Here is a 21,752-nt window from a genome sequence, read left to right as displayed (position 1 = left end):
TTTCGGCTTTATCTGACCCAGGGCAGCATCATGGCGCGTGGCAAGCTAGATCAATACCGATGCGCGGTGGAAATCACCGTACACATCGCGGGGGGGAAATGGAAGCCGTTGATCATTCACTATCTGCTGAGCGGAACCAAGCGTTTCGGGGAGCTGAAAAAGCTGATCGGCGGCGTTACGCAGCGCTCGTTGACGTTGCAGCTGCGCGAACTTGAGGCAAGCGGCATCGTCAGCCGCGAAGTCTTTGCCGAAGTGCCTCCACGCGTGGAATACACGCTGACGGCGCTAGGATCCACACTGGCTCCGACGCTGGAAGCGATGAAGGCCTGGGGCGAGCTCTATCTGGCAAACAAGGCGCGCAAACGGAAAACGGCCGTCTCCTGAAGTCGGTTGACTTCGGGAGACGGCTGTCCACGCGCGCCCCGGTATTGAGCGCACGGAATAAGATTCGCCTTTTGTGCGAACGCCTCGTCATGCTATTGGACCGTGACGTGCGCTCGATCGATGACGGTTTTCCATTTGTCGAGCTCGGCGTCGACGAAGCCCGTGACCTGTGGCGGCGAGAGCTTGCCCGGCGTGGCGTTGTTGTCGTTGAGCCAGTTGATGCTGGCTTCGGTGTTGGCGCTGTCGATGGCGATCCGGTTCAATTTTTGCACGATGGCTGTCGGCATGCCGGCGGGGCCGAAGAGGCCTATCCAGGCCTGCGATTCGTAGCTTGGATAGCCGGATTCGGCGACGGTGGGCACATCGGGCAAGCTGGGCAGGCGGTCTTTCGAGGTGACCGCCAGGGCTTTGACGTCGCCCGAGCGGATGAAGGCGGCGGCCGATGTTGCGTCCAGGAATGCCGCCGGGATCTGCGCGCCGATCAGGTCGGTGACGGCAGGCGCGGCGCCCTTGTAGGGGATATGGCGCAGATTGGCGCCGGCGACCATCTTGTAGAGTTCGCCGGACATGTGCGCCGAGCCGCCCACGCTGCTGGAGCCAAAAGCCAGGCCGCCAGCTTGTTGATTGGCGTAGGCCGTGAATTCCTTGGCGTTGGTGATGGAAGATTTGGCGGGAACCAGCAGAACATTAGGCGCGTAAGCCAGAATGGCCACGTTGGAGAAGCTCTTCTTCGGGTCGTAGGGCAGCTTGGGTTGCAGGCCGGGATAGATCACGTGCTGCGTGGCCGTGACCAGCAGGTTGTAGCCGTCCGGTTTCTCGCGCGCGACGAGCGCCGTGCCGATCTGGCCGCTGGCGCCGGGCTTGTTCTGAACCACGACGGTCGTCTTCAACGCATTGCCCAGGTCCTGAGCGTAGCGGCGCGCAACCAGATCCGTGAAACCGCCAGGCGAAAACGGGACGACGATGGTGATGGGGTTGCCGTTGGGCCAATCGGCCGCAGCCGCGACCCCGGGCGCGAGCAGGGCGCTGCTGCCGCAGAGGATGATGGCGGCCAGATTGCGGCCCAAAGGAATGCGATGCAGTTGCTTGTCAGACACGCTTGTCTCCGGTTTGTTGTATTTATCAAGACTTCTGTATATGCCTGCTCCGCTGCCCACACAGGTCATGTGTCGACAGTGCCTGCGTCTCTCCGGAACAGCGTTGACGTGCTCTCTTTTATTGCGTGTGCACGGATTCAGGCAGGGTCATCGTGAAAGCCTCGCCCCTCCTGAGCGAGCTTGACGATGAGATTGGCCGGCTTCCAGTATTGGGAGCCGTGCACGGCTTCATACTTGCGCAGCCCCGCCAGAATGGCGGGCAGGCCGATCTGGTCCGCATAGCACAGCGGGCCGCCCCGATAGGCGGGAAAGCCGTAGCCTTTGAGCCAGACGACGTCGATGTCGGAGGCGCGTTCGACGATGTTCTCTTCCAGGATATAGGCGGCTTCGTTGATCATCGAGTACAGGCAGCGCTCCAGAATTTCCTCGTCGGAGATGTGCCGCGCTTGTCTGCCTGAGGCGGCGCGGTGTGCGGTGACCAGTGCTTCGGCGGCCGGTGATGGGGTGGCCTTGCGGTCGCTGTCATAGTCGTAGAAGCCACCCTGGGTCTTCTGGCCCAGCCGGCCCGCGGCGACCATGCGGTCCAGCATGTCGCACTCGCGCTCGCGCGGCGTCAGGCGTTGCAGGCGGCTCTGGCGATTGCGCCAGCCCACGTCCAACCCTGCCAGATCCGCCATGGCGAACGGCCCCATCGGAAGGCCGAAGTCGCGCAGCACACCGTCGATCTGAAAGAACGAGGCGCCTTCCTGGAGCAGGAAATAGCTTTCGCGCGTACGCTTGGCCAACATGCGGTTGCCGACGAATCCGTCGCAGGACCGCACCAGCACGGCGACCTTGCCCAGGCGGCGGCCCACGTCCATGACAGTGGCGCACACGTCGTCCGAGGTGACGGAGCCGCGCACGTTTTCCAGCAACTGCATGACGTTGGCCGGGCTGAAAAAGTGCATCCCCACCACGTCCTGGGGCCGCTGAGTGGCGCTCGCGATAGCGTCGATGTCCAGGAAAGAAGTGTTTGAGGCCAGGATGGCGCCGGGTTTGCAGACCCGATCAAGCGTCTTGAATATCTCGTGTTTAAGCCCGATTTCCTCGAACACCGCTTCAATGACCAGATCCACGTCGGCCAGATCCTCGAAGCGCGTGCTGCCCTGTATGCGGGCGAGTCGCTGTGCGACGTCCTCTGCGCTGAGCCGGCCGCGCCGCGCGGAGTTGGCGTAGTTTTCTTTGATGCGCGCCATGCCCTGGCTGAGGCGCTCGGCGTCTTTTTCCAGCAGCACCACGGGTATGCCGGCGTTGGCGAAGCACATCGCAATGCCGCCGCCCATCGTGCCGGCGCCTATCACCGCCGCTCGGTTGACGGACCTGGCCTTGGCCGCAAACGGGGGCTTGTGCAATTGACGTTCGGCCACGAAGGGATGGTGGGTGACGACTGGCGTGCTGGTGGTGGTGCTCATGATTGTGTCCGCGGTTTCAACGATTACAGGGTGGCGCGCGATCCGAGAATCGCCGTGACCTGGCTGGCCAACTGGCCGCCATTGCCGTGAGCCAGAGCCAGATCGACGCCGTCAACCTGCCGGGCGCCTGCGGAGCGGCGGATCTGGTGCACCGCTTCGATGGCCGCGAAAATGCCATACATGCCCGGGTGATTGCAGGACAGGCCGCCGCCGTTGGTGTTGACCGGCAGTGCGCCACCGGGCGCGGTCACGCCTGACGCCACGAACGCGCCGCCTTCGCCCTTGGCGCAGTAGCCCAGGTCCTCAAGAAACAGAATCGGGTTGATGGTGAATGCGTCATAGAGTTGCAGGACGTCGATCTCTTGCGGTGCGACGCGCGCCATCTTGAAGGCGCGTTGGCCGGATTGCACGGCACCGGTGACCGTGAGGTCTTCCATGCGTGAAATCTGGCGATGCGTGGTTGCCGCGCCGACACCCAGGACATAGGCCGGCGTGTTGGAAAATTCCGGCACGCGCTCAGCGGCGACCAGAATCATCGCTCCGCCGCCGTCCGTCACCAGGCAGCAGTCCCGCAGCGTGAGCGGGTCGGATATAGGCCGGGAATCCAGAACGTCGGCGATGCTCAGGGGGCCGCGCTCGTGCGCGGCAGGATTGAGCTGCGCCCATTGGCGCGCGGCGACCGCGACGCTGGCCAACTGCTCGCGCGTGGTTCCGTACTGGTGCATGTGGCGTGCGGTCGCCAAGGCGTAGCCACTGATGGGGTTGCGCGGCGAATACATCGCCTCCCAGGGCGCGGGTTCAGTCAGGGTGGTCAGCTTGCCGCCCGCCGACAGTTGGTTCGACCCATAGCAAATGCAGGCCACTTTGCACAGCCCGGCTTGCAGGGCAAGCGTGGCCGACAACAGGTGGGCCAGAAATGAGGAGCCGCCGATGTTGGTGCCGTCCATATAGGTCGGATGGATGCCGAGATACTCCGCCACGGACAGGGCGGGCATGAAATGCGTCAGCGTGGACGTGAACAAGCCGTCGATCTGGTCCACACCGATGCCCGCATCGGCCGCCGCCGCCTGAACGGCGATGCCAAGTTGATCCAACGCCGAGAACCCGGGGCTGTTCCAGCCAGGGGTGGTGCCGACCCCGACAATTGCCGAGGCCCCTCTTGTACTAGTAGCCATCAAGTCATTCCAATTAACAGGCGTCGCGCGGTCAGCCCGCGCGCACAGACACCACACGCGGTGAGCCCGCGCGCACAGACACCACGCGCGGTCAGTCCGCGCGCACGAACACCACGCGCGGCACGCCAGAGGACTGGCGGCGCACTTCTGCACGGACTCGCATGCCGATCGTCACCGCAAGGGGATCGATGTCGACAACGGTACTCATCAGGCGCGGTCCTTCTTCAAGGTCCACCAGGACGACGCAGTAATTTCCACCCCGTTCGGGGCGTTGGCGCACGACGGTGGTCGAATAGATGGTGCCGCCGCCACTGGCCGCTTCCCAGCGCAGGCGTCCGCCGCCATACGGGGAGATGGCCCGAGGATAGAAAACGGCGCGGCCGGTGGTTTCGCAGCGCTGAATCATGAACTGCCCTTGTTCGAGCATGCGCTGGAAGTACTGCTCCGGGCCGACTGCCTCGTCGCCTGCTGTGTGTGTGCTGTTAGAGGAATTCTGCACATTCGCCTCCCAAGATTCCTGGCCCCGGCCGGCCGGCAGGCGGACGGGGCATACACCCGTTGGGTGCATGGCTTGTCTGCTGGCGATGCCACGACGCTGGAATGATCTTAGGGGGGCGACCCGTCTCGGGACAATTAACTAATTTTGACAAGGGTCATAGCGATTGAGCATAGCTGGGCCGTGGCCCGGTGCGTGCCGGGTGCCGCGCAGAGGGGGCACGCGGAGGGTGTACGCGGAGGTTGCAGGCAGAGGGATGTATTCAATCAGCCAGCCAGCGTACGCCGACGTACTCGAACTGTTTGATGTAGGGCTCGAGCAGGCGGATCAGCTCGGCATGCAGCACATTGACGATGCGGGGGTTGCGGTTCAGCACGGCGGTGCCGATGATCACGGTGCGTTGCAGCGTGGGGCTGATGATGGGCGCGCCTTCGATGCGCTTTTCGGCCAGCATCGTCATGATGGGGATGACGGGCAGGATGGTGTAGCCGACCCCGCGTAACACCAGATCAAGAATGACCGCGGTGCTGTCCGACTCGGCAACCAGATTCAGGTTGACGCCAAGGATGGTGCAGGCGCGGTCTATCACGTTGCGCAAGCTGCGCGCTTCCGGCACCACCATGGGCATTCTGGAGACGGCCTCGAGCGTCATCGGGGTGTCTTCGGATAATCCGGATCCCGGCAGGCCGAAGACGTAGATGGGTTCGGAATAAGCGGGCGAGGTCTGCAGAAGTTCGGATTGCAGATAGTCGCCCATCAGGCAGATATCAAGCTTGCCGCCCTCCAGCCCCTCTTGCAGGAAATCCGAAAAGCCGGTGGCGATGCGCACGCGCAGATTGGGATACTGCTGCTGCAACGCGATGACGAGCGGGCCGGCAAGCGGGGCCGCCAGGCCGGGCAGCATGCCGATGGACACCGTGCCAAGCAAATCCGATTTTGCAGCGCCGATGTCGGCCCGGGCTTCATTGAGCCCCTTAAGGGAAACCCGCACCTGATCGACAAACCGGCGGCCTGGCACCGTCAGCACCATTCCAAGCCGGTTGCGCTCGAAAAGCGCAGTGCCCAGTTCGTCTTCCAGTTGCTTGAGCTGCCGGGACAGGGCGGGCTGCACAACGTGCAGCAGTTCCGCCGCCTTGGTGAGGCTGCCGGTTTCCGCGATCGCCAAAACCGTTCTTAATTGCCTGAGTTCCATTTCCGCCTGCTTTTATCGAGACACATGCCGAACGGCTATAGGGGTCAGAGAAAAATGTGAATTGTGCGGCTGTGGCACGACTCCTACCATCCTCACCAAGTTAACGACAACCGCCGGATCAAGCCGGGCTGCGATTGCGCGTATCCGCTTGCATGTTAATGCCTATCGGCGCCTGCCCGCGGGCGCGCCTCGTCTGGCAGGAACATGCAAGGGCTAGGGGCAGCAGCCGAAGAACTTGAGCATAAGAGTTAGAGCAGAGACATAGGATCGCTATGAAAAGAGTGTTGGTTGCCAATCGTGGCGAAATCGCCGTGCGAGTCATTCGCGCGGTGCGCGACCTTGGGTTGGAAAGCGTCGCGGTGTATTCCCAGGACGATTCAAACTCCAGGCATCGAATTGTTGCGGATACCTCGGTTGCGCTGACCGGCTCCGGTCCGGCGGCTTATATCGATATCGACGCCATCATTGCCGTAGCCATGGCCGAGCATTGCGATGCCATCCATCCCGGGTATGGCTTCTTGAGTGAAAGGGCGGATTTTGCCCTGGCTTGCGATGCGGCGGGAATCACGTTCATCGGCCCGAATGCCGATCACCTTGCCCTGTTCGGAGACAAAGGCCGCGCGTTGCAACTGGCCCGCGAATGCGGCGTGCCCGTCATGCCCGCCACGCCGGGCGGTGCAAGCCTTGCGGACGTCGAACGGTTCTTCGACGAGCAGGGCGGGGTCGGGATCGTCATCAAGGCGGTCGGCGGAGGCGGCGGGCGCGGGATGCGCGTCGTCAAGTCCAAAGCCGATATCGCCGAACGCTATGCCCGCTGCCGGTCGGAAGCCATGTCGGCCTTTGGCGTGGACGCGCTGTACGCGGAACGTCTGGTCAATCGCGCGCGTCATATCGAAGTGCAGATTGCCGGCGATGGGGCGTCGGTGGTCGCGCTTGGCGATCGGGATTGCACGCTACAGCGCCGCTTTCAGAAAGTGGTCGAGATCGCGCCCAGCCCGGTGCTAAGCGCCCATCTGCGCGCCGCCATTCTTGCCGCGGCAAAGAAAATGGCGGCCAAGGTGGAGTACCGCAGCCTGGGTACCTTTGAATTCCTGGTCGAAGAAAACGAGCACGGGGTGCAGACGGACTTTGTGTTCATCGAAGCCAATCCCCGGTTGCAGGTCGAACATACGATTACCGAGCAGGTCACGGGGGTGGATCTGGTGGCCTTGCAGATCGGCGTCGCGCAGGGTAAGCGCTTGGCCGAACTGGGCGTGGACCCGGCCAACGCGCCGGGGCTGAACGGTTACGCCATCCAGGTGCGCATCAATGCAGAATCGACCGATGCCACGGGCATGGCACGCCCGGCACACGGCAGGCTGGCGCGTTTTGAGCCGCCCGCCGGCCCCGAAGTGCGCGTCGACACCCATGCCTATAGCGGCTACGCGCCGGCCCCGGCGTTTGACACGCTGCTGGCCAAGCTGATCGTGTTCAGCAGCAATGACGATTTCTCGGGCGTGGTGCGGCGCTTGCGCCGTTGCCTGGCCGAGTTCCGGATTGCCGGTGTCGCGACAAATATCCATCTTTTGCAGGCGCTTGTGGCCCGCGAGGACTTCCTGTCGCAGCGCAACCATACGCGCTACATCGAGGCCATCCTCGGGGAACTGCTTGCAGCGGCCGAGCAGTACGCAAAGGAGCAGCAGGCCAAGGACAGCCTGATCGGGGATTCGGGTGGGCGCAGCGCGGCGGCGGCCAACTTGCCGCAGGCAGCGCAGGCCGCTGTGCCCGAAGGGCTGTCGGCATCGCGCGCGCCGCTAAGCGGCCGCCTGGTCGAGGTGTCCGTGAGCGCTGGCGCGGTCGTGCTCAAGGGCCAACCCATCGCCGTGATCGAAGCGATGAAAATGGAATACACCGTCGTCGCCGACTTCAATGGCAGGGTCGTCCAGGTGCCGGCCGCCAGTGGCGGCAACGTGCTTGAAGGCCAGATCCTGGTCTTGCTGGAGCAGGAATCGAGTGGTGACGACACCGATGTCGTGACAGACGCGATCGATCTGGACGCCGTGCGCCCTGACCTGCAAGCCGTGCTCGACCGCCATGCGTCGCTTTACGATGACGCGCGCCCGCAGGCCGTGGCCAAGCGCCGTTCGCGGGGGCAGCGCACCGCACGGGAGAACGTGGACGACCTGTGCGATGAAGGCTCGTTCGTGGAGTTTGGCGCGCTGGTCATTGCCGCGCAGGCCAGCCGCCGCAGCAAGGAAGACCTGATCGCCAACACGCCCGCGGACGGCATTGTCACCGGCATTGGCAACGTCAACGGCGACGCATTCGGCTACGACGGGTCGCTGACCGGAGTGATGGCCTATGACGCGACGGTGCTGGCGGGCACGCAGGGCAAACGCAACCACATCAAGACCGACAGGTTGGTGGAACGCGCGCGCCGCGACGAAATGCCGATGGTGTTGTTTGCCGAAGGCGGAGGCGGGCGGCCGGGCGATGTGGATTTTCCGTTCGTGTCCGGGCTGTATCAGCCGTCGTTCGCCGCGCTGGCCGAACTCAGTGGCGAAGTGCCTTTGCTAGGCATTGTTTCGGGACGCTGTTTCGCGGGCAACGCCGCCTTTCTAGGGGTCTGCGATGTCATCATCGCGGACAAGAGCGCCAACATCGGCATGGCCGGCCCGGCGATGATCGAAGGCGGAGGACTGGGCATCTTCCGGCCGGAGGACGTTGGCCCCGCGCCGGTGCAGTTCGCCAATGGCGTCATCGACATCCTGGTCGACAACGAGGCGCAGGCCGTCGCGGCGGCGAAGCACTATCTGTCCATGTTCCAGGGCCGCACCAAGGATTGGGTGGCGCCCGACCCGCGCCACCTTCGTCATGTGGTGCCCGAGAATCGCCTGCGCGTCTACGACAGCCGCAAGGCCATCGAAGGCATTGCCGACGTAGGCAGCGTATTGATGCTGCGCTCGGGATTCGGCCTGGGAATGCACACCGCGCTGGCGCGTGTGGAAGGGCAGCCTGTCGGGATCATCGCCAACAATCCGCATCACCTGGGAGGCGCCATCGACGCCGATGCGGCCGACAAGGCGGCACGCTTCATGAACCTTTGCGACATCCACGGCCTGCCCATCATTTCGTTGATCGATACGCCGGGATTCATGGTCGGGCCAGAGCAAGAGGCCAAGGCACAAGTGCGGCATGTGTCGCGCATGTTCGTGGTCGCGGCCAAGCTGCGCGTCGCCATCCTGGCAATTGCCTTGCGCAAGGGCTACGGTCTGGGCGCCATGGCCATGGCCGGCGGGGGCTTTCGCTCGGCCAGTTGCGCGGTGTCGTGGCCAACCGGCGAATTCGGCCCCATGGGCCTGGAAGGCTCCATCCGGCTGGGCTTCAAGAAAGAGCTTGAGTATGTCCCCGAGGGGCCACAGCGCCAGGCGCTTTACGACGAGTTGGTGGCTCGCGCCTACGAGCGCGGGCACGCCATCAATGTCGCGTCCACGACGGAGATCGACGCAGTCATCGACCCCGCGCAGACCCGCACGTGGATACGCCAAGGCATCGCGTCGGCCTCTTTGCGCGCCGGCCGGGCCCGCCGCGCCTTTGTCGATACCTGGTGATCGGGGCAAGTGTTTTGGAACAGGTTGCGACGATGCATACATCTGAAAGCCGGCTCGCCTTCGCCGGGGTGCGCGTGCTGGAAATCGGCTGCGGTGCGGCAGTGGCTTATGCCGGGAAGCTCTTTGCGGATTTTGGCGCCGAGGTCATCAAGCTGGAGGACGCCGACGGCGACACGCTGCGCCGCCTGCCGCCCCTGTTGAACGAGGCCAATGACGAGCCCGCAAGCGCCTTGCATGCCTGGCTAAATACCAACAAGCACAGCGTGGCACGACAAGGAAAGACAGGCGCGGATGCCGCGTGGCTGTCACGGATCGCGCGGACATGCGACGTGATTCTTGACGCCCGCGCCCTGGACGAAGGCTCGGAGGTCCTGACGCGCCCCGCCTACGCCGGCGATGGGAATGACGGCCAGGGCAATGTGCCGATCGAAATCTGTCTGACCTGGTTCGGCGAGTCCGGACCCTACCGTGGTTTCGCGGGGACCGAGGCCGTGTGCCGCGCCCTGGCCGGCGCGGTGTATTGCAGTGGCGCACAGCAGGGGCCGCCCCATCTGCCGCACGACATTCAGACCGCCATTGCCGCCGGTGTCGCCGCATTCTCCAGCGCGACCGCCGCGTTGCTGGGACGATCCGACGGCAGCCGGCGTTATCTGCTGAGCATCCATGAGATTGCGTTTTCGCTGGTCGAGATGGAAGCCGGCATGGTGCAGGATGGTCGGCATCCCTTGGCCAGGCTGGGGGTCAACCGGTTCTGCACGACGCATCCGGCCGGCATCTACGAGACCAAGAAGGGCTGGATTGGGCTGTTCGCCCATACCGGCCCGCAGTGGGCTGCGCTGTGCGCGGCCATCGGCCACCCGGACCGGGCAGCGGATCCGCGGTTTGCAAGCGGGCCGACCCGTATGGCCCATGCCGACGAAATCGATGCGTTCCTGGTTCCCAGCCTGCGCGCCAGGACAGCCCAGGAATGGTTCGACGTGCTGCGCAAGGAAAAATTTCCCGCTGTCATCGTGCCGACCATGGCAGAACTGCTTGAACAGAGCGTGCATCGCGAACGCGGCGCTTTTGTTCCCGTCACGGTCGGGGCGGCCAAATTCGAGGGGCCTGTCGTTCCGCTGCCCATGGGCGATGCGGGCCCCTTGCCGGGCGGTAAGGCAGCGCGTTTGGACGCTGACGGCCCCCGCTACCGCGACGTGCAGAGCCTGACGCCGGCCGCCGACTTCACCCCGGCTGCGCCGGGCGCGCTGCCCTTACGAAACATCCGCGTGGTCGATCTGACGATGGGGTGGGCCGGGCCATTGGCGGCAAGGACGCTGGCGGACTTTGGCGCGGAAGTCATCAAGGTTGAAAGCACGCGCTATCCGGACTGGTGGCGGGGCACGCATTACACCGATGAGTTCTATCAAGAAAAGCTGTACGAAAAGAACTCGAACTTTGCGCTGATGAACCGCAACAAGCTGGGCATCACGCTTGATCTGACGCGCGCGCAAGGGCGTGCGGTCCTGCTCGATCTGGTGGCCAAGGCCGATATCGTCATCGAGAACTACTCGACCGAGGTGCTGCCCAAACTTGGGCTGGACTACGCCGTGCTGTCCCAGGTCAATCCGCGCTTGGTCATGGTGTCCATGCCGGCATTCGGGTCGGGCAACGAATGGAGCACGATCAGGGCCTATGGCGGCACGCTGGAGCAGGCTAGCGGTCTGCCCCATCACACCGGTTTCGCGCAGGACCCACCGGCGCTGACCTCCTACGCCTATGGTGATCCCGTGGGTGGCTTTAACGGGGGGGCTGCGGCGTTGTTGGCGCTGTTCGAGCAGCAGCGCTCGGGCAAGGGCCGCCACGTCAACCTGTCTCAGGTGGAATGCATGCTGCCCATGACAGCGCCGTTCGTCATTGAACAGTCGGTGCACGGCAACACCACGCCCCGCATCGGCAACGCGCATCCTCTTCATGCCCCGCAAGGAATTTACCCGTGCGCGGGCGATGACGCCTGGGTGGTGGTGAGCATCACGAGCGATGCGCAATGGCAGGCATTGCTGGCGGTCATGCAGGCAACTGATCTTGCCCGGGACCCTGCTCTGGAGAAGGCGGCCGGCCGACGGACCCGGCAGGAAGAGATAGACCGCAGGATCAACGCATGGACCCGCGCGCGCTCCGCGCAAAGCGCAATGACCGAACTGCAACAGGCGGGCATCAGCGCAGGAGAAGTCAAACCGGTCTGGACGCTGCTCGATGACCCGCATCTGAAAGCCCGTGAGTTTTTCAAGGCGACTTCCCGGCCTTATATCGGCGAGTTTCTGGCGACCACGCCCTGGTTCAGGGAGCCGGACGCTACGGTCGCGGCGGTGCGTCCGGCGCCTACGCTCGGGCAGCACAATGGCGATGTGTTTTCGCGCGTGCTGGGCATGAGCGTGGATCAGCAACAGTCGCTGGAGCGCGACGGAATCATCGGAAGCACCGCAACCAGAAAGGCGGCCTGACAAGCCCCGCAAGCACGACGCAATGCACAAGACCTAACTTCGTGGAGACAAAAAATGGCTACATCCGATTCCCGCCGTCACTTCCTCATCGCTTCCGCGCACCTTGCCGTGGCTTCGGCATTGGGCTTGGGGACTACCGCCGCGTTCGCGCAGGACAAGGCATGGCCCACCAAAGCCATCAAGATCATCGTGCCGTTTCCGGCCGGTTCAATCACGGACACGATGGCTCGCCTGCTGTCGGACTCTTTGTCCAAGACGCTCAAGCAGCCCGTCATCGTGGAAAACAAGGGCGGCGCCAATGGATCGATCGGCGCGGCCGAGGTGGCCCGTTCGGCGCCGGATGGCTACACGCTGCTGGCCACCAACAGCAGCAGCATCACCGTCAACCCCTTGATCTACAAGAACTCCCCGTACAAGACCAAGGATTTCGCGCCCATCGCCCTGGTACTGGACGCGCCGTTCATTCTGAACGTCAACCCCGAATGGGCCAAGAAGCACGCCATCGCGTCGGTCAAGGACCTGGTTGAGTACGCCAAAAAGAATCCGGGCGAGCTCACGTATGGGTCGGGAGGCCAAGGCAACCTGGCCCATCTGGCGTTTGCGCAACTGAGCAACGACACGCAGTTCAAGGCAACCCATGTCCCTTACAAGTCGGCCTCGCAAGCAAGCATGGCGGTCATGGCGGGCGAGGTGAACACGTCTTTCGATACGCTGGCCAGCGCACCGCAAGTGGCAGCCGGCAAGTTGAAAGCCCTGGCGGTCACGCAGAAGCAACGGATTTCCCAAATGCCGGATATCCCCACGATGGCCGAGGCAGGCTATCCAAACATCGACGTCACTTTCTGGCTGGGCCTGTTCGCCCCGGCAGGCACGCCTGCCCAGATCGTCGACTCCTTGTACGAGCAGTCCAAGCTTGCGATGGAACAGCCCGCTGCGAAGTCTTCACTCAGTGCGCAGGGTAGCGTCGTCATGAGCAATCCGAAGGAATTGTCCACGCGCATCGGGCGTGAGGTCGATCAGCTGTCTCATGTGGTGAAGCGGGAGAATATTGTCATCGATTAAGGCGAGCCCGGCGCGCGGCGGACGCCAGCGAGGCGTCTTGCCGCCGGTTTGGCGGGCAGGGATTGGGGCGGTGGAGCTGCACGCTGCTCTGGTTTCGTGTAGAGGGGACGCTGTCCGCTACCGACCCGTTGCCGTCGTTCGCTCTCGCGTGGCTTCCGCGTCCGCTTCCAAGGTTTCACGGTCGTCCAGTTCTCAAGCCGCTCAGCAAGTCGCTACGCATAACCCTTTATATTGGCTGCCTCTCTTTCGCGCGTACGAAGACTTTTCTGTCTTCGGCATCCGCCGTCTATAGCGGCGTGGCGGAAGATGCGCACTGCGCTGACTCACACTTAGGGTGCAACTAAAAAAGTCGCGCGTAAGTGATTAGGCCGTCACACACGTAGGCAAAATAACTGTCGTCGATAGATAAAGCCTGTCCAAGCGTTGCCGAACGGATGTGGTCAGGTAGCGATGTAACACTGGCAACAGACACGTAGCGCTGCTGTGCTACTCCCTGATGGTGCACCAGCATATTCCGACGCTCCCGAACTTCGTCAGCCATTTCTGTTTCCGGCGAAGTTGGGAGGGAATATCCCTGCTTCGCCCGCGCCATGAGCTGGCCGAGTGTCCCATCGGTGGATAGAGTTTTTGCGGCCAACGCTGCGGAAAGGAAAGACTCGAAGTACGAGATCACCGCGAAAAAGAAGTCCGTGACGGCCCTTCCGTTCTTGATATAGCTCTCAATCTCACGTAATGCTGCGCTAACTGGCACTTTTTGCGGTGGTGGAACTTGCGCCGTGTGAGGCAAGTTACCGAACTCCAGTGGGAGGGTCGTCCACGGTCCAGATTGAGTGAAATGCATCATTGCGGCGTTCGCGGCTCTAATCTGCCAATATGAATGCAAGCAGACCTGCGTATTTTTTTGAAAGTCACTCAGTGCGGTTGTTAGCGGCATGAATTCGCAACCTTACATACCCGCGCATCAACGGGTGTGAAAAAGAATAGAAGGTTTTCCTCGGCCCCATTGTGCGAGCCGAAATGATGCTCTGTCGATTGTCAGAGATCAGCTCTTTCAAAGCGGTACCCGCCACCTGTGCGCTTATGTTTTTGCCATACGCAAAATTTGATGCTACTTCCGCGATCTGTCCGACGGCGCCCTCCATGCGCCCATCCAACGACGCCAATCCCCACAGGATGTACTTGTAGACGTCACTCCGCGAGGAGAGGATTGCCGATTCGTACGCGTCACGCAGCGTTTCATCCGCGTCTTGAGCCGCATCCTCAGCACCTCTTGTAACGTGCTCCTTTGTGACTATATTCGAGCCTTCGATCATCGCCACACGAGCGGACGTGATCCCGAGTAACTGGACATAAAACGGCAGGCGGTCAGACGCGAGGATGATATCGGAGACGGCTGACGTGGAAAATTTGAGTCCTAGAATGCCGCCTCCTTTTTCCAAAATCGCTTTTATGTCTGAGTCTCGCTCAAACCTGCCTAGCCCCACAGATTTGATGTTTCGGAAGACGGACTCGTGACCGCGTAGCAGATCGTTTACTGTAGTGCCAACGCCGACGAACACAAGAGTCGAGTTACCGAGGTCGGTGGCTGCATTCTTTGCGAATTCGCCAAGGCTCGCGAGCGTATTTGCCGGAAGTCGATCAACCTCATCGAAGATGATCACGAGCGGCTCGTTTGGCAGCAGCGATTTCAGGCTGTTTCCATCCAAATTGTCGATTGAACGCATGACCCCTTCGATGGATACTCGATCGGTCGCGGCGTCATAAACCAACTTGGTGGGAAATGCCTTCTGATACTTAAGGATCACGTCACGTGCAAGCTTTGAGAAAGATGAATCGCTTTCGCAGAAAACGTCAATTCGAGGGCTGCCGATCGTGCTCACCCGCGCTAACGAGGTTTTGCCAGCGCCTCTCTCACCATAAATGACGACGTGCTGCCCAGGGCTGTGCAGTGCCTGAATCACGCGCTGCTGTTCCTGCTCGCGACCGAAGAAGCTTTCGCGATCTTCGATCGGATAATGCGGGCGAAATGCAAGGTTTAATAGTTTTTCGCGTTCGTTATCGTCCATACGAGACTTTCTTCCCTTTTGCCATTTCAGTGTGAGTTTTAACCGCGGGGCTTTCATTTGTCTCACACGCACGCCCATGGCTTCTCTGTGAGTGATGCTACAAGCACAACCCGATCTTCCTTTCGAGAGCCATCGGTCCTGCGACGCAAATTTTACACAGCTTGGGCTGTTCGCAGCATCCTTTCCGACCAGCCACTATCGAACACTCGGCTTAATCGAAGCGCGACGGGTGCCTACGGGGCCGTCTGGACAGCCACTTGTTGCGCACAAAACACGACGGGGCGCGAACGACCGTAAAGGCCCACGCCTTAGCAGATTGCGCATGTGTTTGAACGTCCGGTGTCTGGTGGGCATCGGATGTTCAAATGTCCGCGCGAAAACGCTGGCCAACGGCTGTAGATGGCCGAAACCGGCCACTGACCGCAGGATCCTCCGGGCCTTCCACACAAGACAGCTTTCTTCTCTTACCGCTCCCAACCTGGAGCGGAGTGCCTCGAGACGTCCGTCGCCCTTTGTCTAATGCCCTTAGGGAAAGCCCCGAATCTGCGGGCTTAGCCTGTCGCGCCAATTTAATCGCGCTTAACGCGAAGTTCGCCTTTCTCCAACCCGCAGGCCGTTCATCTGCACAGAAGAAAAGAAGCTCCCCCGCGCAATAGCAGACGTTGCCCCCCAAAGCCAACAGGCGAACTTCATCAAAAATCGCGAACTTTATTCGCCGCCCCTCATACACCCTCCATCCAAAATTCCCCTTGCGGAAAATCAATGTTCTGTAGGACACTTTGTGTCATTAGGGCAAATAAAGCCCGTCCAAGGGGAATGACATGAAGGTGCTTGGCAAGTTCGCCGCGCTGGCGACGATGTGTGTGACGGCGGGAATGGCCGCCTGGGCGGGTGGGGCGCATGCGGCGTATCCCGATCGGCCGATCCGGCTGGTGGTGCCGTTTGGTGCGGGCGGGATCACGGATATCGTGGCGCGGCAGGTGGGCAAGGGGATAGGTGATGCCTTGGGGCAAAGCGTCGTCATTGAAAACCGGCCCGGGGCCGGCGGGGTGATTGCCGCGCAGTTGGCGGCCGGCGCGCCGGCGGACGGCTACACCGTCTTCATGGGTACCGTGGGCACGCAGATCGTGAATCCGCTGATCTACAGCAAGCTGAGCTACGACGCCGCCAAGTTCGTGCCGGTGGGCATGGTGTCCGGGTCGCCTTTCGTGCTGGCTACGCGCGCCGGGTTGCCGGCTGCGGACTTTGCCGCGTTTGTTGCCTACGCGCGTGCCAATCCCGGGCGGTTGAATTTCGGGTCGGCGGGCAATGCCAGTTCACCGCATCTGGGGCTGGAATTGTTGAAGCTGACGGCCGGCGTGGATATTGTGCATGTGCCGTTCAAGAGCGGCAGCGAAGCAGTCAACGCGGCCATCGGCGAACAGGTGGATGTGGTGATGGACGCCAGCCCGATCATCATGCCGCACGTGGCCTCGGGCAAATTGCGCGCGTTGGCGGTGGCGGCGGACAAGCGGCTGGCGTCGGCGAGCGCCGTGCCCGCCAGCGCGGAAGTGGGCGATGCGGCCTTGCAGATCAGTTCGTGGAACGCGTTGCTGGCGCCCGCAGGCACGCCGCCCGAGGTGGTGGCCGCCTTGAACGCCGCGTTGCAAAAGACGCTGGCGTCGGCGGAATTGAAGGATCGATTGGCGGCGCAGGGCACGCAGTTGTACACGGGGTCGGCAGAGGAATATCGGCGCTTTATCGCAGCCGAGAATGCCAAGTGGACCGACATCGTCAAGCGCGCCAACATCAAGATGGATTGACCGGCGGGCGGGCGCGACGCGGCCGCCCTTTATGCTATGGACACCCCGGCAAGCGCGCCCATGTGCGCGGCCGGGATTTACGCCGTTGATGAAGGACGGCACGACGGAGACATGATGACCGATACGATGCACCTGGGAAAAGACGAACTGATCGCGCGTGCGCAAGCCGAGATGCAGCGCCAGTTCGATACGCCGCAATGGAGCTTGCGCGAACAGCTGGCGCTGACGTGCCGCATCTTGTTCGATGGCGGCCACGATTCCGGCCTGGCGGGGCAGATCACCGCGCGTACGCCCGAAGCGGGCCGCTATTACACGCAGCGGCTGGGCCTGGGCTTTGATGAAATCACGGCCAGTAATCTGTTGGTGGTGGATGAAGATTTGCGCGTGCAAGAGGGCGGCGGCATGCCCAACCCGGCCAACCGTTTTCATTCGTGGATCTATCGCGCGCGCCCTGATGTGAATTGCATTATCCACACGCACCCCTTGCACGTGGCGTCGCTGTCGATGCTGGAGGTACCGCTGGAGGTGTCGCACATGGACAACTGCACGCTGTACGACGATGTGGCTTTTCTGAAGGACTGGCCGGGCGTGCCGGTGGGCAATGAAGAAGGCGAGATCATCTCGGCGGCGCTGGGAGACAAGCGGGCGATTCTGTTGTCGCACCACGGTATGTTGATTGCGGCCGGGTCGGTGGAAGAGGCCTGCGTGCTGGCCTTGCAGTTCGAACGCGCGGCGCGCATGCAGTTGCTGGCGATGTCGGCGGGCAAGATCCAGCCTATTCCGCCCGCGTTGGGACGCGAAGCGCATGACTGGATCCTGACGCCCAAGCGGTCGCAGGTGGGGTTTTCGTATTACGCCCGCCGGGCGCTGCGCGCGCATCCGGACGTGTTGTCGTAGCCCGAGGCAGCGGGCGCCCGGATAGGAGACCGGATAGGAAACCGCATAGAAGACCGGATAGGGGACCGGTTAGGGCACCGGACAGGCGAGCAGGATGCGGCGCGGATCGGGCAGCCAGGCCGGGCAGGGCCGGCTCGACGGCGGCGCAGGTTTCGGGCATTCTTACCGGTCCGATTTTCCACCCCCCGCCATGATCGACCTGCCCCCCCGCCTTCGCACCCTGCGCCGCCAGCAAGCGCTTTCCCTGGAACAGCTGGCGCAGCGCACCGGGCTGACCAAAAGCTACCTGTCCAAGCTGGAACGCGGCCTGAGCGAACCGTCGATTTCGACGGTGCTGCGCCTGGCTGAAGCCTATGGCGTGGGCGTATCCCAACTGGTCGGCGAAGACGGCGCCGCGCAAGACGAAGTGGTCAGCGTGGTGCGTGTGGGCGACCGCGAGGCGCTGCAACGCGGCGGGCCGGGCGTGCAATACCACTACGAATCACTGGCCGGGCGTCGCAAGGTCAAGGCGATGGAACCGTTTGTGGTGCATCCGCCGCGCGAATTTCCTGACGCGACGGCGGTGTTCCCGCATCCGGGCGAAGAATTCCTGCTGGTGCTCAAAGGCGCTGTCGAAGTGCAGGTGGGCGAACGCCAGTTCCGCCTGGAAACCGGTGATTCCGTCTACTTTGATTCCGAACTGCCGCACCGCATGCGCACGGTCAGCCGCGCCATGGCCGAGGTGTTGGTGGTGGCGGCGCACTGAAATCAAGACAACTTTGCATAGGTAAGCCATGAAGCACGACTCATCGCGGCTAGTCCGCATCGACGCCGGCCCGATGAAGAATCCGGTGCCCGGCAAGCCCCGCCGCCCGATCTCGGGCGATGCGGCCTTTCAGACCGTCACCGCCTTTGAAGGCAACGCCGGCAAGGCGGAAGCGGGCGTCTGGGAAAGCACCGCCGGGGCGTTCCAGGCGAACACGACGGGCTATATCGAATTTGGCACCATCGTGGAAGGCGCGGCGCGGCTGGTCGATCCGGACGGCACCGTGCACGAACTGACTGCGGGCGTAGCCTTCGTGATGCCCGAGGGGTATACGGGGCGTTGGGAAGTGGATCAGTTCGTCAAGAAAATCTATTTCATCTGCCGCACGGTGTAGCGCCGCGCGGGAATGCGCCACAGTACTTCCATTACGGCTGCGGCCGTTGCGGATAGGCTGACGTACCAAACGTGTTGCCCATGCGGTTGCCGATGGTGGCGGGCGTGGGCAGGCCCATCTGGTTGGGCGGGCGTTGCGTGATGGCCTCGGACGCCAGCCCCGGAGACGGCCGGTTAGCCGTGGTGTCCGGCGCCATCTTCTGGTTCAGGCAGTCGTAGGACAAGGCCCGGTAGCCGTTGACCTCGGTCTCGATGCACGCGCCGCTTGATCGGGCCGAAGCCGGTGGCAGGGCCGACTGCGCCGGCTTTTGCTCCTGCACGGTCCGCGCCTCCACGGTCTGCGCCATGGCGCCCGCGCCCACAATCCCCAACGCGCCAACCACGCCCAGCGCGCCGCCGCCCATCACGACGATCTCCAGCCACAGGCCCCTGGCCCCCCGCACCTTGCGCATGCGCGCTCCCTTGAACGGTCCGGCCAAACGTGGCCGACGCAATCCAAAAAGTATAGAGACCGCCCGCACCCCGTAGGTGACCGTTGCGTGGCGGCGGCGCGCGCCGCGCGCGTCAAGTGTCACGAATGCGTCATTCAGCCGCTCTAGCATGGCGGCTTTTCCAGGCGCGGGCGCTGATGGCGTTCTCTGTTGCGGCCATGTCAGGCACTTTTCCCTTGCGGTCACGTTTATGAAGAGCGTCTTCAAGGGCCGTGGCGTGGCCTTGCGCGCGTGTCTGGCCTGGGGCCTGCTGGCGCTGTCGCCGACTGGGCATGCCGCGGCACCCCCCGCCAAGCCCATGCGCTTCGAGATTGCCGCGCAGCCCCTGGCGCAGGCGCTGGTGGAATACAGCCTGGCCAGCGGGTTGACCGTGTTGGTGGACAGCACCTTGACGGCGGGCAGGCAGGCGCCCGCCGTGGTGGGCGCCTACACGCCCAGCGAAGCGTTGCGCCGGCTGCTGGCCGGCTCGCCGCTATCGATTCGCTATGCCAGCGCGCGGTCTTTCACGCTGGTCGCCAAGGACGAGGACACGGCGGCAGGCGCCGGCGCGGCGGGCAAGCGCCTGCGCGACACGCCTTACGCCGCCGTGGTGCAGACGGCGTTGAAACGCGCCCTGTGCGCGGCGGCGGCCACGCAGCCGGGCAACTACCGCGCGCTGGTGCAATTGTGGTTCGACAAGGCCTGGCGCGTCAGCCGGGTTGGGTGGGTGTCGTCAACGGGGCAAGCCGGCCTGGACGGACGCCTGGAAGCGGCGTTGCGCGGGGCGGTGATTGGTCCGCTGCCGGCAGGGATGCCGCAGCCGTTGACGGTGCTGCTGACGCCGCGCAGTGCGGCGCAATGCGATGCGGATAGGGGAGCCGGCAGTGCGGGATAACAAACCGGACGGCTCGTTGCGGGCGTTGTTTCTGGAACGCTACAACGACTTTCGCAGTCAGCTGCGTCGACGACTGGGTTCGGACGACCTGGCGCACGACGCCATGCAGGAAGCGTTTTTGAAGGTGAACGACCTGCCCGCCAGTTCGTCCATCCAGCAACCGGCCGCCTATCTTTTTCGCGTGGCGCTGAACATCGCGGAAGACCAGCGTCGCCGCGACTCCCGCCTGCTGACGGGCGTTGAAATCAGTGAATTGATCCACCTGGCGGACGAGGCCGCGGACCCTGCCCGCATCGCGCAAGGCCGCAACCAGATCGATGCGTTCCAGCGTGCGCTGAAGAAACTGCCCGAACGGACGCAGCAGATGGTGCTGGCCGCGCGTGTGCAAGAGCTACCGCATGCGGAAATTGCGCGGCGCTATGGCGTGTCCGAGCGCATCGTGTCCAAGGAACTGAAGCGCGCGCTGGAACATTGCGCGCAAGAACTCCTCGTGGCCGGGCAGGCGACGGGCAACGGAACGAGCCACCCGGGCGTCCCCTCCCGCGAAGCGTGCCGGGACGAAACACCATGGCGTTGACGATGAGCATGCCCCGACGGAACAAGCAGGAAGACGCCGCTACCGTACAGGCGCGCGAGTGGCTATTGGCGCTGACCTCGGGCCGCGCCACCGAAGACGACGCGCAGGCGTTTCGCGATTGGTTGCGTGCAGACAGCCGACACCCCGCCGCGTTCGCCGCCCAGAAGCAGCTGTGGCAGGGCATGGGCCCCGCCATTCAGGGCGTGGTTGCCGACCGCGCGAGCCGCCGTGCGCAGCGGCCGGCATTGAACGGTCGCCGCGCGTTCCTGGGCGGCGCGCTGGCGGCGTCAGCGGCGTATCTGGCGTTCAAGCCCCCGCTGGGCTTGTGGCCCGGCGTGGACACGCTGGGCGCGGACTACCGCACGGCGGCGGGCGAACAGCGCCGCGTGGCGCTGGGCCAGTCGGTGGACGTAGACATGAATACGCTGACGCGTCTTAACGTGGGCAACGACGCAAACGGTGCGGTGATCGAGCTGGCCGAAGGCGAAGCCGAGATACGCGCCGGTGCGACGCCGGCCGTGGTGGTCGCCGGCAAAGGCCGTATCACCGCGCGCGAAGCCACGTTCAACCTGCGCTATATCGACGGGCAGGCGCGGCTGTGCTGCCTGTCCGGCGCGTTGCGGCTGGTGCATGCCGAAGGCGTGTTCGATGTGGCCGCCAACCGCGAACTGCGCTATGACGATGCGCGCGTGATGCCGCCGGTGGCGGTGGACACGGCGGTCGTCACCGCGTGGCGTCAGGGCTGGTTGGTGTTCAACCAGCAGCCGCTGGCGCAGGTGGTGGATGAATTGAACCGCTATCGCCGGGGCCGGCTGGTGCTGATGAACGATCAACTGGGCAAGCGTCTGGTGCAAGCGCGGTTTTCGTTGGCACAGGTGGCTGACGCCGAACGCCTGATCCGCGATGCGTATGGCGCGCGTGTGACACATCTGCCCGCCGGCGTGGTGTTGTTGTCATAAGCGCGTCGTAAAACGCCTGTC

19 protein-coding genes are annotated in these 21,752 nt (G+C 63.3%); 11 read left to right on the top strand and 8 right to left on the bottom strand.

The genetic code is table 11. The features are described from left to right. Positions 1-30: 30 nt before the first annotated feature. Positions 31-384: a helix-turn-helix domain-containing protein gene (locus tag KYT87_RS20135; RefSeq protein WP_104144115.1), complete on the top strand. Its 354-nt coding sequence runs from the start codon at positions 31-33 to the stop codon at positions 382-384. A gap of 92 nt (positions 385-476) precedes the next feature. Here KYT87_RS20135 and KYT87_RS20130 read toward each other — a convergent pair whose 3' ends face one another. The 5 genes from KYT87_RS20130 to KYT87_RS20110 all read right to left on the bottom strand — a co-directional run bounded on the left by KYT87_RS20130 (position 477) and on the right by KYT87_RS20110 (position 5,768). Continuing rightward, positions 477-1,481 (bottom strand): tripartite tricarboxylate transporter substrate binding protein, encoded by a 1,005-nt coding sequence (locus tag KYT87_RS20130; protein ID WP_255593347.1) that lies wholly within the window; start codon positions 1,479-1,481, stop codon positions 477-479. A gap of 137 nt (positions 1,482-1,618) precedes the next feature. Then, on the bottom strand, positions 1,619-2,932 hold the full coding sequence (locus tag KYT87_RS20125; RefSeq protein WP_219990690.1) for a 3-hydroxyacyl-CoA dehydrogenase: 1,314 nt from the start codon (positions 2,930-2,932) through the stop codon (positions 1,619-1,621). A gap of 23 nt (positions 2,933-2,955) precedes the next feature. After that, entirely contained in the window at positions 2,956-4,107 is a 1,152-nt protein-coding gene (locus KYT87_RS20120) for an acetyl-CoA acetyltransferase (RefSeq protein WP_219990689.1), read from the bottom strand. Positions 4,108-4,198: 91 nt separating this feature from the next. Beyond that, complete coding sequence (locus tag KYT87_RS20115; protein ID WP_240433938.1) at positions 4,199-4,606, bottom strand: Zn-ribbon domain-containing OB-fold protein; 408 nt, start codon at positions 4,604-4,606, stop codon at positions 4,199-4,201. Positions 4,607-4,865: 259 nt separating this feature from the next. Continuing rightward, on the bottom strand, positions 4,866-5,768 hold the full coding sequence (locus KYT87_RS20110; protein WP_052946018.1) for a LysR family transcriptional regulator: 903 nt from the start codon (positions 5,766-5,768) through the stop codon (positions 4,866-4,868). Positions 5,769-6,067: 299 nt separating this feature from the next. On the opposite strand from KYT87_RS20110, the gene KYT87_RS20105 reads away from it, so the two are divergent. From KYT87_RS20105 to KYT87_RS20095, 3 genes are read left to right on the top strand one after another with little or no spacing between them, the layout of a single operon-like run. After that, the gene (locus KYT87_RS20105; RefSeq protein ID WP_219990688.1) at positions 6,068-9,385 is read left to right on the top strand and encodes a carboxyl transferase domain-containing protein; all 3,318 of its coding nucleotides are present in this window, start codon (positions 6,068-6,070) and stop codon (positions 9,383-9,385) included. A 32-nt stretch (positions 9,386-9,417) separates the two neighbouring features. Then, positions 9,418-11,865 carry a CoA transferase gene (locus KYT87_RS20100; RefSeq protein ID WP_219990687.1) on the top strand — a complete coding sequence of 816 codons (2,448 nt, stop codon included), beginning with the start codon at positions 9,418-9,420 and terminating at the stop codon, positions 11,863-11,865. A gap of 54 nt (positions 11,866-11,919) precedes the next feature. Next, complete coding sequence (locus KYT87_RS20095; RefSeq protein ID WP_219990686.1) at positions 11,920-12,927, top strand: tripartite tricarboxylate transporter substrate binding protein; 1,008 nt, start codon at positions 11,920-11,922, stop codon at positions 12,925-12,927. 340 nt (positions 12,928-13,267) lie between these two features. Here the strand turns inward: KYT87_RS20095 and KYT87_RS20090 are convergent, their stop codons facing one another. Together KYT87_RS20090 and KYT87_RS20085 are read right to left on the bottom strand one after the other, a co-directional pair. After that, positions 13,268-13,861: a hypothetical protein gene (locus KYT87_RS20090; protein ID WP_219990685.1), complete on the bottom strand. Its 594-nt coding sequence runs from the start codon at positions 13,859-13,861 to the stop codon at positions 13,268-13,270. After that, on the bottom strand, positions 13,836-14,993 hold the full coding sequence (locus tag KYT87_RS20085) for an AAA family ATPase (protein ID WP_219990684.1): 1,158 nt from the start codon (positions 14,991-14,993) through the stop codon (positions 13,836-13,838). Before KYT87_RS20085 ends, KYT87_RS20090 begins: the two co-directional genes overlap by 26 nt. A gap of 821 nt (positions 14,994-15,814) precedes the next feature. Between KYT87_RS20085 and KYT87_RS20080 the strand changes: the two genes are divergently transcribed. The 4 genes from KYT87_RS20080 (at position 15,815) to KYT87_RS20065 (ending at position 18,831) form a co-directional block, all read left to right on the top strand. Further along, positions 15,815-16,795, top strand: a complete 981-nt coding sequence (locus KYT87_RS20080; RefSeq protein ID WP_219990683.1) for a tripartite tricarboxylate transporter substrate binding protein — start codon at positions 15,815-15,817, stop codon at positions 16,793-16,795. Positions 16,796-16,909: 114 nt separating this feature from the next. Beyond that, positions 16,910-17,692 carry an aldolase gene (locus KYT87_RS20075; RefSeq protein ID WP_219990682.1) on the top strand — a complete coding sequence of 261 codons (783 nt, stop codon included), beginning with the start codon at positions 16,910-16,912 and terminating at the stop codon, positions 17,690-17,692. A gap of 190 nt (positions 17,693-17,882) precedes the next feature. Then, entirely contained in the window at positions 17,883-18,437 is a 555-nt protein-coding gene (locus KYT87_RS20070; RefSeq protein WP_120156490.1) for a helix-turn-helix domain-containing protein, read from the top strand. Positions 18,438-18,465: 28 nt separating this feature from the next. Beyond that, entirely contained in the window at positions 18,466-18,831 is a 366-nt protein-coding gene (locus tag KYT87_RS20065; protein ID WP_219990681.1) for a cupin domain-containing protein, read from the top strand. 31 nt (positions 18,832-18,862) lie between these two features. Here KYT87_RS20065 and KYT87_RS29880 read toward each other — a convergent pair whose 3' ends face one another. Beyond that, the gene (locus tag KYT87_RS29880) at positions 18,863-19,282 is read right to left on the bottom strand and encodes a hypothetical protein (RefSeq protein ID WP_255593346.1); all 420 of its coding nucleotides are present in this window, start codon (positions 19,280-19,282) and stop codon (positions 18,863-18,865) included. 229 nt (positions 19,283-19,511) lie between these two features. On the opposite strand from KYT87_RS29880, the gene KYT87_RS20055 reads away from it, so the two are divergent. From KYT87_RS20055 to KYT87_RS20045, 3 genes are read left to right on the top strand one after another with little or no spacing between them, the layout of a single operon-like run. After that, positions 19,512-20,195, top strand: coding sequence for a secretin and TonB N-terminal domain-containing protein (locus KYT87_RS20055; RefSeq protein WP_240433936.1), 684 nt, complete (start codon positions 19,512-19,514; stop codon positions 20,193-20,195). Beyond that, positions 20,185-20,772, top strand: coding sequence for an RNA polymerase sigma factor (locus KYT87_RS20050; RefSeq protein ID WP_219990680.1), 588 nt, complete (start codon positions 20,185-20,187; stop codon positions 20,770-20,772). The genes KYT87_RS20055 and KYT87_RS20050 overlap by 11 nt, the downstream gene beginning before the upstream one ends. A gap of 2 nt (positions 20,773-20,774) precedes the next feature. Beyond that, positions 20,775-21,731 (top strand): FecR domain-containing protein, encoded by a 957-nt coding sequence (locus KYT87_RS20045; protein WP_255593345.1) that lies wholly within the window; start codon positions 20,775-20,777, stop codon positions 21,729-21,731. Positions 21,732-21,752 lie beyond the last annotated feature (21 nt).

This window comes from Achromobacter sp. ES-001, assembly GCF_019448355.1.
GTDB lineage: Bacteria > Pseudomonadota > Gammaproteobacteria > Burkholderiales > Burkholderiaceae_B > Achromobacter > Achromobacter spanius_B.
This window is presented reverse-complemented; position numbering and strand designations above follow the sequence as displayed.

Coding starts and splice junctions, on each gene's coding strand:
- KYT87_RS20070 (WP_120156490.1), top strand. CDS start 17,883: ATGATCGACCTGCCCCCCCGCCTTCGCACCCTGCGCCGCCAGCAAGCG.
- KYT87_RS20045 (WP_255593345.1), top strand. CDS start 20,775: ATGAGCATGCCCCGACGGAACAAGCAGGAAGACGCCGCTACCGTACAG.
- KYT87_RS20095 (WP_219990686.1), top strand. CDS start 11,920: ATGGCTACATCCGATTCCCGCCGTCACTTCCTCATCGCTTCCGCGCAC.
- KYT87_RS20105 (WP_219990688.1), top strand. CDS start 6,068: ATGAAAAGAGTGTTGGTTGCCAATCGTGGCGAAATCGCCGTGCGAGTC.
- KYT87_RS20120 (WP_219990689.1), bottom strand. CDS start 4,107: ATGGCTACTAGTACAAGAGGGGCCTCGGCAATTGTCGGGGTCGGCACC.
- KYT87_RS20080 (WP_219990683.1), top strand. CDS start 15,815: ATGAAGGTGCTTGGCAAGTTCGCCGCGCTGGCGACGATGTGTGTGACG.
- KYT87_RS20135 (WP_104144115.1), top strand. CDS start 31: ATGGCGCGTGGCAAGCTAGATCAATACCGATGCGCGGTGGAAATCACC.
- KYT87_RS20090 (WP_219990685.1), bottom strand. CDS start 13,861: ATGCCGCTAACAACCGCACTGAGTGACTTTCAAAAAAATACGCAGGTC.
- KYT87_RS20065 (WP_219990681.1), top strand. CDS start 18,466: ATGAAGCACGACTCATCGCGGCTAGTCCGCATCGACGCCGGCCCGATG.
- KYT87_RS20075 (WP_219990682.1), top strand. CDS start 16,910: ATGACCGATACGATGCACCTGGGAAAAGACGAACTGATCGCGCGTGCG.
- KYT87_RS29880 (WP_255593346.1), bottom strand. CDS start 19,282: ATGCGCAAGGTGCGGGGGGCCAGGGGCCTGTGGCTGGAGATCGTCGTG.
- KYT87_RS20055 (WP_240433936.1), top strand. CDS start 19,512: ATGAAGAGCGTCTTCAAGGGCCGTGGCGTGGCCTTGCGCGCGTGTCTG.
- KYT87_RS20100 (WP_219990687.1), top strand. CDS start 9,418: ATGCATACATCTGAAAGCCGGCTCGCCTTCGCCGGGGTGCGCGTGCTG.
- KYT87_RS20085 (WP_219990684.1), bottom strand. CDS start 14,993: ATGGACGATAACGAACGCGAAAAACTATTAAACCTTGCATTTCGCCCG.
- KYT87_RS20125 (WP_219990690.1), bottom strand. CDS start 2,932: ATGAGCACCACCACCAGCACGCCAGTCGTCACCCACCATCCCTTCGTG.